This window comes from Novosphingobium sp. CECT 9465 (assembly GCF_920987055.1).
In the GTDB taxonomy this organism is placed as follows: domain Bacteria; phylum Pseudomonadota; class Alphaproteobacteria; order Sphingomonadales; family Sphingomonadaceae; genus Novosphingobium.
This window is the reverse complement of sequence record NZ_CAKLBX010000001.1, coordinates 855,502-868,962: the sequence shown is the minus strand read 5'-3', so window position 1 is coordinate 868,962 and position 13,461 is coordinate 855,502. Positions and strand designations below refer to the sequence as shown.

14 protein-coding genes are annotated in these 13,461 nt (G+C 62.9%); 7 read left to right on the top strand and 7 right to left on the bottom strand.

The features are described 5' to 3' along the window. Positions 1-606, bottom strand: a complete 606-nt coding sequence (locus tag LUA85_RS04260) for a TetR/AcrR family transcriptional regulator (protein WP_231467203.1) — start codon at positions 604-606, stop codon at positions 1-3. 386 nt (positions 607-992) lie between these two features. Between LUA85_RS04260 and purS the strand changes: the two genes are divergently transcribed. Then, entirely contained in the window at positions 993-1,226 is a 234-nt protein-coding gene (gene purS / locus LUA85_RS04255; RefSeq protein ID WP_231467201.1) for a phosphoribosylformylglycinamidine synthase subunit PurS, read from the top strand. Positions 1,227-1,241: 15 nt separating this feature from the next. Continuing rightward, positions 1,242-1,919 (top strand): phosphoribosylformylglycinamidine synthase subunit PurQ, encoded by a 678-nt coding sequence (gene purQ, locus LUA85_RS04250; RefSeq protein WP_231467198.1) that lies wholly within the window; start codon positions 1,242-1,244, stop codon positions 1,917-1,919. Here purQ and LUA85_RS04245 read toward each other — a convergent pair. The 3 genes from LUA85_RS04245 to LUA85_RS04235 all read right to left on the bottom strand — a co-directional run bounded on the left by LUA85_RS04245 (position 1,916) and on the right by LUA85_RS04235 (position 6,268). Continuing rightward, positions 1,916-4,270, bottom strand: coding sequence for a bifunctional diguanylate cyclase/phosphodiesterase (locus LUA85_RS04245; RefSeq protein ID WP_231467196.1), 2,355 nt, complete (start codon positions 4,268-4,270; stop codon positions 1,916-1,918). The two genes, purQ and LUA85_RS04245, sit on opposite strands and share 4 nt — an antisense overlap. Positions 4,271-4,422: 152 nt before the next feature. Continuing rightward, entirely contained in the window at positions 4,423-4,593 is a 171-nt protein-coding gene (locus LUA85_RS04240; RefSeq protein WP_231467195.1) for a hypothetical protein, read from the bottom strand. Between the two features lie 79 nt (positions 4,594-4,672). Continuing rightward, a complete protein-coding gene (locus LUA85_RS04235; RefSeq protein ID WP_231467194.1) occupies positions 4,673-6,268 on the bottom strand; it encodes an isocitrate lyase in 1,596 nt (531 codons plus the stop codon). Between the two features lie 146 nt (positions 6,269-6,414). Here LUA85_RS04235 and LUA85_RS04230 point away from each other — a divergent pair, with 146 nt between their 5' ends. Continuing rightward, entirely contained in the window at positions 6,415-7,809 is a 1,395-nt protein-coding gene (locus tag LUA85_RS04230; protein WP_231467191.1) for a short-chain fatty acyl-CoA regulator family protein, read from the top strand. Here the strand turns inward: LUA85_RS04230 and LUA85_RS04225 are convergent. Genes LUA85_RS04225 through LUA85_RS04215 form a run of 3 tightly spaced genes read right to left on the bottom strand, consistent with a single transcriptional unit; the run spans position 7,790 to position 10,357 of the window. Continuing rightward, positions 7,790-7,951, bottom strand: a complete 162-nt coding sequence (locus LUA85_RS04225) for a DUF2474 family protein (protein WP_231467189.1) — start codon at positions 7,949-7,951, stop codon at positions 7,790-7,792. The genes LUA85_RS04230 and LUA85_RS04225 overlap by 20 nt on opposite strands. Next, on the bottom strand, positions 7,938-8,936 hold the full coding sequence (gene cydB / locus LUA85_RS04220) for a cytochrome d ubiquinol oxidase subunit II (protein WP_305799984.1): 999 nt from the start codon (positions 8,934-8,936) through the stop codon (positions 7,938-7,940). The genes LUA85_RS04225 and cydB overlap by 14 nt, the downstream gene beginning before the upstream one ends. Beyond that, the gene (locus LUA85_RS04215; RefSeq protein WP_231467184.1) at positions 8,936-10,357 is read right to left on the bottom strand and encodes a cytochrome ubiquinol oxidase subunit I; all 1,422 of its coding nucleotides are present in this window, start codon (positions 10,355-10,357) and stop codon (positions 8,936-8,938) included. The genes cydB and LUA85_RS04215 overlap by 1 nt, the downstream gene beginning before the upstream one ends. A 226-nt stretch (positions 10,358-10,583) precedes the next feature. On the opposite strand from LUA85_RS04215, the gene LUA85_RS04210 reads away from it, so the two are divergent. Genes LUA85_RS04210 through LUA85_RS04195 form a run of 4 tightly spaced genes read left to right on the top strand, consistent with a single transcriptional unit; the run spans position 10,584 to position 13,458 of the window. Then, a complete protein-coding gene (locus tag LUA85_RS04210; RefSeq protein WP_231467182.1) occupies positions 10,584-11,093 on the top strand; it encodes a GNAT family N-acetyltransferase in 510 nt (169 codons plus the stop codon). Positions 11,094-11,115: 22 nt separating this feature from the next. After that, a complete protein-coding gene (locus LUA85_RS04205) occupies positions 11,116-11,685 on the top strand; it encodes a DUF1285 domain-containing protein (RefSeq protein WP_231467180.1) in 570 nt (189 codons plus the stop codon). Further along, entirely contained in the window at positions 11,682-12,284 is a 603-nt protein-coding gene (locus tag LUA85_RS04200; RefSeq protein WP_231467178.1) for a CoA pyrophosphatase, read from the top strand. The genes LUA85_RS04205 and LUA85_RS04200 overlap by 4 nt, the downstream gene beginning before the upstream one ends. Further along, the gene (locus LUA85_RS04195; protein WP_231467176.1) at positions 12,277-13,458 is read left to right on the top strand and encodes a CCA tRNA nucleotidyltransferase; all 1,182 of its coding nucleotides are present in this window, start codon (positions 12,277-12,279) and stop codon (positions 13,456-13,458) included. Before LUA85_RS04200 ends, LUA85_RS04195 begins: the two co-directional genes overlap by 8 nt. Positions 13,459-13,461: the final 3 nt, after the last annotated feature.

Sequence of the window (13,461 nt, the reverse complement as noted above, 5' to 3'; positions counted from 1 at the left end):
TCAAACTTTGCGCAAACCTGCCAGTATCAGCCCTGCGTGATTTTCCGCCAGCCAGTCGATGTCCAGCGGTTCGGCTCCCACCGGCTCGAACACATTGCACCACAGCGCCGCAAAGATGATCCCGCTGGCCACAGTGCGCGATGCCATCTTGGGATCGGCGCACGTAAACTCGCCGCGTCCCACGCCATGGATGATCAGGCGCTCGACCGCACCCAGCACGCAGATCAGCGCAGTATCGTGATAGAACCGTGCCAGTTCGGGGAAGTTACGGCCCTCGCCCACGATCAGGCGCGGCAGGAAGGCCGTTTCCGGGCTGGCCATCCGCGTCATGGCGATGCGGATGAACCCGCGCAGCAGGGCTGCTGCGGGAATATCGCCGTAATCGCTCGGCAGCAGTTGGGGCATCACATCGGTGATCACTTCGGAAACCAGCGCGCGGAACAGCGCTTCCTTGCTCGGAAACGCCAGATAAAGCGCGGCGCGGCTTATCCCGACACGCTTGGCAATGTCCTCCATTCGCGATGCGGCAAAGCCCCGCGCGGCGAATTCCTCGCGCGCGGCATCGAGAATCCGTGTCCTGCGGTCGGCTGGCGTAACCCTTGGCATCGGGTTATAATAACTGACGCGTCAGTTATGTAAATGGAGAGAAAAGATACGGCGGCAGTCGGGCAGGTCGCGTGGGGTGCGAAAGTGGTTGTGCCCGGCTGGCCGCCGCAAGGAAGGGAGTTATGCTCTCCCCAATACCCCACAATACCTGTCCAATCGCCTGCGGCAGCACCGTTTTCCTACTTACGCATTCGGCGCATGGCGGGCGCCCGTGATGTCGCCCCGCCCCTCTTGCTGCCGCCATGATAGCTCCGCCGGGAGGGAGCGCGGTATTTCCCGGATGCCGTAAACCGTGTCAACTGCGGCACACAAACCTTGCCCTTGCGCCCGCACGGTTGCATAGGCCGCGCGAAGATTCTCAACCCAAGCGTCCGAAAGGCTCCGCGATGAAGGTCCGCGTCATTGTCACCCTCAAGAACGGCGTGCTCGATCCGCAGGGCCGCGCTATCCATCATGCATTGGAAGGCCTGGGCTTTGCCGGCGTCAACGATGTGCGCGCGGGCCGGGTGATCGAACTCGACGTGGCCGATGCCACCTCTGACGAAGCGCTGGACGAGATGTGCAGGAAGCTCCTCGCCAACATGGTGATCGAGAATTATCGCATCGAAAAGGCCGCCTGAGCAGGAGCGCACACCATGGCCTTCACATCCGCCGTCATCACCTTCCCCGGCTCCAACTGCGATCGCGACATAGCCGTCGCCGTCGAACAGGTTTGCGGCGGCACCGTCCATCGCGTGTGGCACGGCGATGCCGATCTGCCCGAAGGTCTTGATTTCATCGCCCTGCCCGGCGGCTTTTCCTATGGCGATTACTTGCGCTCAGGCGCCATGGCCGCCCGCTCGCCGGTGATGCAGGCCGTTGTCCGCGCTGCCGAACGCGGCGTGGCCGTGCTCGGCGTGTGCAACGGCTTTCAGGTGCTGACCGAAGCGGGCCTCCTGCCCGGCGCGCTGATGCGCAACGCCGGCATCCGCTTCGTCTGCCGCGATGTGAAGCTGACAGTCGGGAACACGCAGTCGCTGTTCACCGCAGGCTATGACTCAGGCCGCCAGATCACCATTCCCGTGGCGCACCACGATGGAAACTTCTTTGCCGACGCTGAAACGCTCGACCGGATCGAGGGCGAAGATCGCGTGGCCTTTCGCTATGCTGAAAACGTCAATGGTTCGGCGCGGGACATCGCGGGCGTATTGAACGATCGCGGCAACGTGCTCGGCATGATGCCCCACCCCGAACGCATGATCGAAGCAGCGCAGGGTGGCACCGATGGCCGCGCCCTGTTCGAAAGCGTCGTACGCGGATTGGTGAACGCCTAACCCGCCCTCAGCATCTTGCGGCCAAACAGTCCCAGCGCGTCGATTGCGCTCATCGGACGGCCGAAAAAGTAGCCCTGGATCTTCTTGCAGCCCAGCTTGCGGATCATGTCGAGTTCCGCCTCGGTTTCCACGCCTTCGGCGGTGGTCGACATCTCAAGACTGTCGGCCATGGCCACCACGGCACGCACGATGGCAAGGCTTTCGGGATTGCCCTTGGCCGCGCCCTGCACGAAGCTGCGGTCCACCTTGATCGTGGAAAAGCGCATGCGGCGCAAGTAACCGAGCGACGAATAGCCGGTGCCGAAATCGTCAAGCGCCACGCCGCAGCCGATGCCCATCAGGTTTTCAAGCGTCTGCTGCGCAGTCGTCCCATCGCGCACGAAGATGCTCTCGGTCACCTCGATCTCAAGCCGGTGTGGCGGCAAACCGGTATATGACAAGGCACTGACAACGGTTTCGGGGAAGTAGGGATCGAGCAATTGCTCGCCCGACACATTGACCGCGATCTTGACATTGTCCGGCCAGTTCATCGCCTCAAGGCAGGCCGTTCGCAGCACCCATTCGCCAATCGGCACGATCAGGCGGGTGTCCTCGGCCAGCGGAATGAACTTCACCGGGCTGACAAAGCCATGCTCGGCACTGTTCCAGCGCAGCAAGGCTTCGAAGCTGACCACCTCTTCGGTGATCGCATCGACCACCGGCTGGTACATCAGCGCGAACTCGCCACGCTCCAGCGCGTGGCGCATCGAAAATTCAAGCATCCGCCGCTCTTCGGCATGGGCGTGAAGGGCTGGCTCATACGTGCAATGGCGCCCGCCGCCTTCATCCTTGGCGCGGTAAAGCGCAAGGTCGGCGTTGCGCAGCAGGGTCTCCACTGTCGAGCCATCGCGCGGCCCGATGGCCGATCCGACACTCGCCCCGACATAGAGCATGTGATGATCGACCTCGTAAGGCAGCGACAGCGATGCGATGATCGCTTCGCAAAGGTCCCCGACACGCTGAACGTCCGAAGCATCACGCACGATCACGGCAAATTCGTCGCCACCCAGACGCCCGCAAACCTCACCTTCGCGAATGATTGCCTTGAGCCGTTCCGATACAAGCGCGAGCAACTGATCGCCGACGAGGTGGCCAAGCGTGTCGTTGACCGCCTTGAACCGATCGAGGTCGATCATCAGGAATGCGCAATGGGTGCGCCATTTCTCGGCATAGCCCATCGCATCGCCGACCGCCTCGGACAGCATCAGGCGATTGGGCAACCCGGTCAGTGTATCGTAGCGAGCGAGGTAGGCGATTTTCTCGGCGCTTTCGCGCTGCTCAGTCACGTCGGAGCCGACACCGCGAAAACCAATGAATGCGCCGTTCTCATCCACTTTGGGCGAAGCAGACAATTCCCACCAGCGATCATTGCCGCGCAGGTTCACACGCACCAGCAAGTGGGAAAAGCTCTCGCGCCGTTTGAGGCGTTCGGCCAGATCATGCAGGCTGGAATGGAAATGGCCATTGTCCCAGGCCGCGCCGGAAATCAACTGGATCAGAGGCTTGCCTTCGACGTCCTCTGGGTCTTCTCCCAGCGCGAAGGCAAAGCGCGGGCTGACGGTGCGGACGCGGCGGTTCGCATCGACCTGCCACAGCCAGTCGGCATCGCCTTCCTCGAATTCGCGCAAGAGCAGCGACACGACCTCGCTCTTTTCTGCCATTCCCGCTTCGGCAACGCATGCGCCCAGAAAGGCGCGGGCGGTTTCGACAGCGCCAATCGTGACGATCACGACGAAAACAGCAACCACTGCGGCGATCGTGAACTCCCCTTCGAGCAGGAATACGGCCAGCGCCGATGTACCGACAAGGCTTGTAAACACGACCGTAGCCATCGGCATTGCCGCAAAAGTCACGGCCATGCCGGTCATCAGCATTGCCAGCACGGTCCACAAGGTCATGCGTTCGGCCGGTCCGCCGAACGGGCCGAACGCCACCATCGGCACAGCCCAGACCAGCGCCACGAACAGCGAACTCAGCGTCTGCCGGTGCATTTCCTGACGGCTGACCCGGCGACGATCGGCATTGACCATGCTGCGATCGAACCGCGCACCGGAAATCAGTACGCCGACGAGCAACGCCATCCAACAGGTCAGGAAAGCCGGGTGAATAACGTCCTGGTATGTCTGCAAGACAAGCAACGCTGCCATGGCATGGCCGAGCAGCCGGACGAACGTGAGGCGGGACAGGCTGCTGAACTGCAATCCACGCAAGCGGCCCCAATCGCCTTCGGCCGGATCCTTCAGACCGATGACGGCAAGAATCGGCAGCTTGGTCGGCGCAAATTCGGCAGCAGGGGCGCAAGATTGGGTCACGTAGGGACGAATACCGCCAATTCATTAGCCAAAGGTAAGGATCGCGATGATGCAAACGATAAGGATGGCACAAAAAAGCCCGCCGCACTTCCCGAAGGAGCGCGACGGGCCGGACTTTCCTCCCCAGGAAAGGTCCTTGCAGGCAGGCGCGATCAGCGACCCATCGCGCTGCCAAGTCGGTGGTAGAGATGCGAAAACTTGACCGATTCCGGCTGATCTTCGATCACCTTGAGATAGTGCAGTACGGCTTCGCGGATCAGCTTGAAGTCCTCGGTCGAGAGGACCGCGCGGGCACGGGCAGGTTCAGCCGCAGATTGAGCCATTGTCAGTCTCCTTGGATCTTCGTGGCAGGATTGCCGCGAACTTTGCACCTATCGGGCGGCAAATTGCTGCCTGCTGCGATCAGGCAGCGAACTGGTTCATCGTATTGGCAGCGCCGCCAGCCTTGAGCGCGGCTTCCCCTGCGAAGTATTCCTTGTGATCGTCCCCAATGTCGGAACCCGACATGTTCTGGTGCTTCACGCAGGCGATGCCCTGGCGGATTTCCTGACGCTGGACGCCCTTGACGTAACCCAGCATGCCCTGTTCGCCGAAGTACTCCTTCGCCAGATTGTCGGTGCTCAGTGCAGCGGTGTGGTAGGTCGGCAGCGTGATCAGGTGATGGAAGATGCCCGCCTGTGCCGCTGAATCGCGCTGGAACGTGCGGATGCGTTCATCGGCTTCGTCAGCCAGTTCTGTGCCATCATAATCCACGCTCATGAGCCTTGCGCGGTCAAACGCGCTGACATCCTTGCCTGATTCAACCCACGCATCGTACACCTGCTGGCGGAAATTCAGCGTCCAGTTGAACGATGGCGAATTGTTGTAGACCAGCTTGGCGTTCGGGATGACCTCGCGGATGCGGTTCACCATGCCGCCGATCTGGCCGATGTGCGGCTTTTCCGTCTCGATCCACAGCAGGTCCGCGCCGTTCTGAAGCGAGGCGATGCAATCCATCACGCAGCGGTCTTCACCTGTTCCGGTGCGGAACTGGAACAGGTTCGAAGGCAAGCGCTTGGGGCGCATCAGCTTGCCATCGCGCGCAATCAGCACGTCACCGTGGCTCAGGTTGGCCGGATCGACTTCGTCGCAATCAAGGAAGCTGTTGTATTGATCGGCAAGATCGCCCGGCGTGCGGGTAAACGCGATCTGCTTGGTCAGGCCAGCGCCGAGCGAGTCGGTGCGCGCAACGATCACCCCGTCATCAACGCCGAGTTCCATGAAGGCGTAGCGAACCGCGCGAATCTTGGCGAGGAAGTCCTCATGCGGAACGGTAACCTTGCCGTCCTGGTGGCCGCACTGCTTTTCGTCCGAAACCTGGTTTTCGATCTGGATGCAGCAAGCGCCTGCTTCGATGAACTTCTTGGCGAGCAGATAGGTCGCCTCGGCATTGCCGAAGCCTGCGTCGATATCGGCGATGATCGGCACGACATGCGTTTCGAATTCGTCGATCTTGTGGAGCAGGCGGTGGGTGTTGACCGCGTCACCAGCAGCCTTGGCCGCATCGAGATCGCGGAACAGCATGCCCAGTTCGCGGGCATCGGCCTGCTTGAGGAAGGTGTAAAGTTCGGCGATCAGGTCCGAAACGCTCGTCTTCTCGTGCATCGACTGGTCGGGCAGCGGGCCGAATTCGCTGCGCAGCGCGGCAACCATCCAGCCTGACAGATAGAGGTAACGGCCCTTGGTGGTGCCGAAGTGCTTCTTGATCGAAATCATCTTCTGCTGGCCGATGAACCCGTGCCAGCAGCCCAGCGACTGGGTGTAGTTGGCGGGGTCAGCATCATAGGCCGCCATGTCGCGGCGCATGATCCTGGCGGTGTAGCGCGCGATGTCGATGCCGGTCAGGAAACGGTTCTGCAGGCGCATGCGCGCAACCGATGCCGCTTCGATGCCGTCCCAGGTCTGGTCAAATGGTGCGATGGCCTTGCGCGCCTCGGCAATGGTCTGCTGGTAGGTCATGGTCCCGATTTCCTTGCTCGGCGGAGTGTTCGTCTGAGGCGGGAGTAGGCGGGTTGCTGCGGTGCGGAAATGACCTTCGCAGTCTTGTTGTCAAACTTTACAGAATATGCTTGTAAAGTTGTGTGGTAAGCACAGGAACGCATGTCATGGCTTCACGACCGCTCTATCTCGGCCCACGCCTCAAGCGGTTGCGCCGCGAACTGGGCCTGACCCAGCAGGCCATGGCTGACGAACTGGGCATTTCACCCAGCTACATCGCATTGATCGAGCGCAACCAGCGACCGCTGACAGCGGACCTCCTGCTGCGACTGGCGCGGGCCTACAAGCTCGATATGGCGGACCTGGCGGCGGATGATCGCGACGATTATGCGCGCCGCCTGACAGACTCCCTGCGCGATCCGATCTTTGCCGACATCGACCTGCCTCCACTGGAAGTGGCCGATGTGGCCGCCAGCTTCCCCGGCGTGACCGAGGCCTTGCTGCGGCTTTACGGCGCGTGGCAGCGCGAGCAGCAGGCACTGGCCGAGCAGCGCCATGACGGAGCGGGCAGCAGTGCAAGCGATCCGGTGGGTGAAGCACGGCGGTTCGTGGCAGCGCGGCGCAATTACTTTCCGACCATCGATTCGAAAGCCGAGGAACTGGCAGGCGAAATCGACAAGGCGGGCGGGCCGCGGGAATGGCTGCGCAAGCGCGGTGTCCGGGTGCGCTTCCTGCCGCCGGACGTGATGATGGACGCTATCCGCCGCTATGACCGGCACAACGAACAATTGCTGATCGACGATACGCTCACCCTATCGAGTCGGACGTGGCAGATGGTGCAGCACATCGCCTATACCGCGTTGCGGCCAGAGATTTCGGCGGTGATCCGGGGAGAGAGCTTTGCCAGCCAGACCGCCGCGAACCTGGTGCGGCGGGCGCTCGCAGGCTATGCCGCGGCAGCGCTGCTGATGCCGTATGACCGGTTTGCCCGCGCGGTGGATGCAAGGCGTTATGACATTGAGGCGCTGGCGGGCCTGTTTGGCACCAGCTTTGAACAAGTAGCCCACCGGTTGACCACGCTGAACCGGCCGGGACAGGAACGGGTGCCGTTCTTTTTTATTCGCGTGGATACAGCAGGCAACGTGTCGAAGCGGCTGGACGGCGCAGGCTTTCCCTTTGCCGCGCACGGCGGCGGATGCCCGTTGTGGAGTGTGCATGACACGTTCCGCACACCCGGCAAGGTGGTGATGCAGTGGCTCGACCTGCCTGACGGGCAGCGATTTTTCTCGGTGGCGCGGACTGTGACGTCTGGCGGCGGCGGATTTGACCGGCCCGTCACGACGCGGGCGATAGCGCTGGCCTGCGCGGCGGAACATGCACCCCGACTGATCTATGCCACAGGGACCGATCCCAAGGCAGCGGTGGCGACTCCCATCGGAGTCACCTGCCGCCTGTGCCACCGCGCACAGTGCACCGCGCGGGCAGAACCGCCGATCGGGCGCGAAATCCTGCCTGACGACTATCGCCGCGCGGCAGAACCGTTCAGCTTTGCTGAGAGTTGAGCCAGAAACGGATCACGCCGCCGACCACGCCCAGCACCAGCACACTGCCCAGCCAGATCGCCGCCATCCAGCCAAGGCGTTGCCACAACGGCTTGGCTTCGGCCTGCTCTGCTCCATCAAGGCGCGGGTCAATGATAGCCATGCGTGCCGACCTTTCCACGGAACACGTAATAGGCCCAGCCAGTATAGCCCAGGATCAGCGGCATGATGATCGCCACGCCCACCAGCATGAACACCTGGCTGCGATAGGGGGCGGCGGCATCCCAGATCGATACGCTCTGCGGCACGACCCACGGCCACATCGAAACGCCAAGGCCGATCATGCCCAGCAGGAACAGCACCAGAGTCAGCACAAACGGGCGCCACGCGTGGCGATGGCCCAGCGAACGCAGCAGGGCGATCGCCACGCCTCCGGTCACCAGCGGCACCGGGGCAAGCCAGTAGATCATCGGTTCGGTAAACCAGCGCTGGAAATATTGCCCGGCCAGAAACGGCGTGGCGAGGCTGACCCCGCCCATCAGCGCCAGCGTTGCCCAGGCGGTGATGCGGGCGAACCGGAACGCCTTGTCCTCTGCGCTGCCTTCAACCTTCAGCGCCAGCCAGCAGGCGCCGAGCAGGGCGTAGCCCGCGACGACGCCAGCCCCGGTCAGCAGCGAATAGGGCGAGAGCCAATCGAGCCAGCCGCCGGCATAGGCGCGGCCCTCGACGTGAATGCCTTGCAACAGCGCGCCAAGGATGATGCCTTGTGATAGCGCCGCGACGAGCGAGCCTGAGAAGAATGCCATGTCCCAGAACGCCCGGTGGCGCGGATCGCGCCAGCGAAATTCGAACGCCACGCCCCGGAACACGAGACCGAGCATCATCGCGGTGATCAGCGGGTATGTGGCGGGCAGGATGATGGCGTAGGCGAGCGGAAACGCTGCCAGCAGCCCCCCGCCGCCCAGCACAAGCCATGTTTCGTTGCCGTCCCACACCGGCGCGATGGCGTTCATCGCCTGATCGCGCTCCTCGCCCGGCGCGAAGGCCGGGAACAGGATGCCGATGCCAAGGTCGAACCCGTCCATCACCACATACATGAACACGGCAAAGGCTATGATCAGCGCCCAGATCACGGTCAGGTCAAACATCATGCCGCTCCTTCACGCTGCTGGGCAGGTGTGATCCCCGCCGAGCGGATCGGTGCCCGCTCATTGTCTTCCGGCCCGTCCTCATGGGGTTCGGGGGCCGCGCTCATCAGGCGCAGGAGATACCAGGTGCCGACGCCGAACACCGCGAAGTAGACCACGACGAAGGCGAGCAGTGATGCGGCAACGGCAGGCGCCGCGATGGGGCTGACCGAGTCTGCCGTGGTGAGCAAGCCGTAGACCGTATAAGGCTGGCGGCCGACTTCGGTAGTCACCCATCCGGCAATCACGGCAACAAAGCCCGATGGTCCCATCACGATGGCAGCGCGATAAAGCGCGGGCCAATCGTACAGCCGTTTGCGAATCCGGGCGAGCAGGCTCCACAAGCCGAGACCGAGCATGGCAAAGCCGATGGCGACCATGACCCGGAAAGACCAGAACACGATCCACACCGGCGGGCGCTTGTCTGGCGCAATGGTATCGAGGCCCGCCAGCGGAGCATCGAGATCGTGCTTGAGGATCAGGCTCGACGCCTTGGGGATGCCCACGGCGTAGTTCAGCGTCTGCGCCTTGTCGTCAGGCACACCGAACAAGTAGAGCGGCGCGCCATCGGGGTGCGACTGGAAGTGCCCTTCCATCGCCATGACCTTGGCTGGCTGATGCTCCAGCGTATTGAGGCCGTGCATGTCGCCCGCAAGGATCTGGATCGGCGCGACAAGCGCCGCCATCCACATCGCCATCGAGAACATCTTGCGCGCGTGCAGATTCGCACGATCCTTGAGCAGGTGCCATCCGCCCACCGCGCCAACCACGAAGGCCGTGGTCAGATAGGCCGCGATCACGGTGTGGACGAGGCGGTAGGGGAAGCTGGGGTTGAAGATGATCGCGATCCAGCTTGGCCCCGGCAGGAATTCTCCGTTCGGACCCATTTCAAACCCGGTGGGCGTCTGCATCCATGAATTGACCGAGAGAATCCAGAACGCCGATATGAACGTGCCCACCGCCACCATCAGCGTGGCGGCAAAGTGCAGTTTGCGGCCCACCCGGTTCATGCCGAACAGCATGACGCCAAGGAACCCGGCCTCAAGGAAGAACGCGGTCAGCACTTCGTAAGCCATCAACGGCCCGATCACGCCGCCGACCTTGTCCGAGAACACCGACCAGTTCGTGCCGAACTGGTAGGACATGACCAGCCCGGAGACGACGCCCATCGCGAAGGCGACAGAGAATATCTTCAGCCAGTAACGGAACAGGTCGAGATAGATCGCCTTGCCGGTCTTCAGCCACAGCCCTTCGAGAACGGCAAGGTAGCTTGCCAACCCGATGGAGAAGGACGGAAAGATGAAGTGGAAGCTTACCGTGAAGGCGAATTGCATTCGCGCCAGCACCAGCGCGGCATCCTGTGGATCAAGCCCTGCGAACATGTTCACTCCCCTGGGTGGGATCGGCGTCTCTGCTGGCGCCTCGGTAAAGCCAATACCGCTATATAAGTTTTTTCTAAAGTGAATTTGTTGCCGTACAGTTGCGGTTTCTGCATCTCTGACAATAGGCATAGGCGCTTGACGTTTCGCCAACCTTGCAGCCGAACGGCAGGGCGGCTATCGGCGCGCGTCCACCCCATCCGTGCCCGGACAAATTAGGAAACGGCTTTTGTCCAAGATCATCCCGCTTGCCGATGTCGATCCCGAACTGGTGGAGCAATTGCTCGACCAGGCCTTCGAACCGGCGCGGCATCAACGAACCGCCTACAAAGTGCGCGAAGGCATGGAAGCGCTGGGCAACCTGTCGTTCGCCGCGCTTGACGATGACGACATGCTGGCAGGATCGATCCAGTGCTGGCCGGTTGCGCTGACCGACGCGCAGGGCCGCGCTCACCCCATGATCATGGTTGGCCCCGTGGCCGTGCTGCCGCACCTGCAACGCCACGGCTTTGGCAAGGCGCTGATGACCGCGGCGCTGACCGCGATCGACCCGCGCGCCCCGCTGCCGCAAGTGCTGATCGGCGACCCGGAATATTACGGACGGTTCTTCGGCTTTTCCAACGCAAACACCGGTGGATGGCAGCTTCCCGGACCGTTCGAGCAGCATCGCCTGCTGTGCCGGACCGCCAATCCCGCCGTCCTGCCGCAACAGGGCACACTGGGGCCTTGGCGGCGCTGATCCGATCTGGCATCGGCGGAGCGTGCCATATACTCCTCCGCCCGAACTCGCCTCGCTGAGCCTTGCCGAACTGGCCGAACAGGTTGCCGCGCGCAAGCTGCCCCCGCTCGATCAGTGGAACCCGCAGGAAACGGGTGACAGCGAGATGCGGATTGCCGCCGATGGCCGCTGGTATCATCAGGGCGGTGAAATCCGGCGGCCGGCGATGGTGCGCGCATTCTCGTCCTTGCTGATGCGTGGTGCGGACAGCCAGCACTGGCTGGTCACGCCGTTTCAGCGCTTGTCGATCGCCGTGGACGATGCAGCATTCATCGCCACCGACATGCAGGCGATGCGTGGCACGGACGGACTTGTTGCGCTGGCGTTCCGGCTGAATACCGACGACCTGGTACTGCTGGGACCGGATCATCCCTTGCGCGTTGCTGGAACGGCAGATGTGCCGGCATTCTACCTTGGGGTGCGCCACGGCACGGAGGCGCGGCTGAACCGCAGCACATACGGCCAGCTGATCGACCATGCGCTGGCCTTGGGCGAGGCGGATCTGGCGATCGAGAGCATGGGCCAGCGCTTTCCGGTGGTGCCCGCCCTGTGAACCTGCTGGGACGCCTGACAACGCTTTACAGGGACGGCCATCGCGCGCCCGCACAAGACATCTACGAAGACTGGCGCCCTCTGCCCGCAGCCGGTCTGCGCCCCGCTGCCGTGCTGATCGCCGTAACCGATCGCGCAGATCACGCCGATGGCCCCGGTGTGCTGCTGATTCACCGTCCGTCGCATATGCGCGCTCATCCCGGACAAGCCGCATTTCCGGGCGGCAAGATCGATCCGGGCGAAACCCCGGTCGAGGCGGCACTGCGCGAGGCGTACGAGGAACTGGGCATCCGTCCACACGACGTGACCGTGATTGGCGCGACCGACCGCTTCCGTACCGGCTCAGGGTATGACATCACCCCGGTTCTGGCGGTGGTGCCCGCCGACCTGCCATTGCTGCCTAACCCGGCAGAAGTGGCAGAATGGTTCGAACCGCCGCTAGGCTTCGTGCTCGATCCGGCCCGGCACACGCGCAAGAACGCCGAATTCAACGGGCGCAAGGGCAGCTACATCGAAATCATGTGGAACGAACATCGTATCTGGGGCGTGACCGCCGCGATCATTGCCAACCTTGCCAAACGGATCGCCTGGCATGGTTGAGCGCCTTCCCGCTGCCGAATGGACGCATCGCGAAGACCTTTCCGCGCTTGTCGATGCGCTCGATCCGCAGGCTCAAGGCCATTGCCGCTGGGTTGGCGGCGTGGTGCGCGACACGATTCTGGGCATTGCCGCCAAGGACATCGACATGGCGACCACGCTGCTGCCGGACGAGGTGGTTGCGCGGCTGGGCGGTGCCGGGATCAAGACCGTGCCGACCGGGATTGCCCATGGCACGGTAACGGCCGTCGTCTCTGGTGGCCCGGTAGAGATCACCACGCTTCGCCGCGACGTGTCTACCGACGGGCGGCACGCAACGGTCGCCTTTTCCACCGACTGGGCCGACGATGCCGCACGCCGTGATTTCACAATCAACGCACTTTATGCCGATCCGCGCACGCTGGAGGTGTACGATTACCACACCGGGCTTGGCGATCTGGCAACGCGCCACTTACGCTTCATCGGCGATGCCCGCGCACGTATTCGCGAGGATTACTTGCGCATCCTGCGTTATTTCCGGTTTCAGGCGCGGTTCGGATCGGTTCCCGCGGACGCAGAAGCAGAAAGCGCCGTTGCAGAACTGGCGCCCGGCCTGAAGGGACTTTCGCGCGAACGGGTGGGCTGGGAACTGATCGCCCTGCTGGGGCTGCCCGACCCCGCCCCGACGGTGACGCGGATGGCGGAACTGGGCGTGCTGGCGCAAGTCCTGCCCGAAGTAACGACTTCAGGGCTGGAGGCGCTGGCGGCATTGACCGCACACGAACGCAACCTCGGCGTCAAAGGCACGGCCTTGCGCCGTCTTGCGGCCCTGCTCCCGGCCGATCCTGCCATGGCTGAACAAGTCGCCCCGCGGCTGCGATTGTCCATCGCGCAGCGCAAGCGACTGGCGGCAGCGGCCGCGCGTGACGGGCATTGCAATAATCCGCGCGCGCTGGCCTATCGCATCGGCATTGCAGAAGCGCTTGACCGATTGTTGCTGGCAGGCGCTTCGATCAAGGCTTTGCAGGATTGGGATATCCCTGCCCTTCCGCTGAAGGGCGGCCAGATCGTCGCCCGTGGAATCAGCGCCGGGCCGGAAGTGGCGCGATTGTTGCGCGCGGTTGAAGCGCGCTGGATTTCGGAAGGCTTCCCCGATGAAGCGCGGGTGATGCAGATGCTGGACGAGGAATTGGGCTGAACT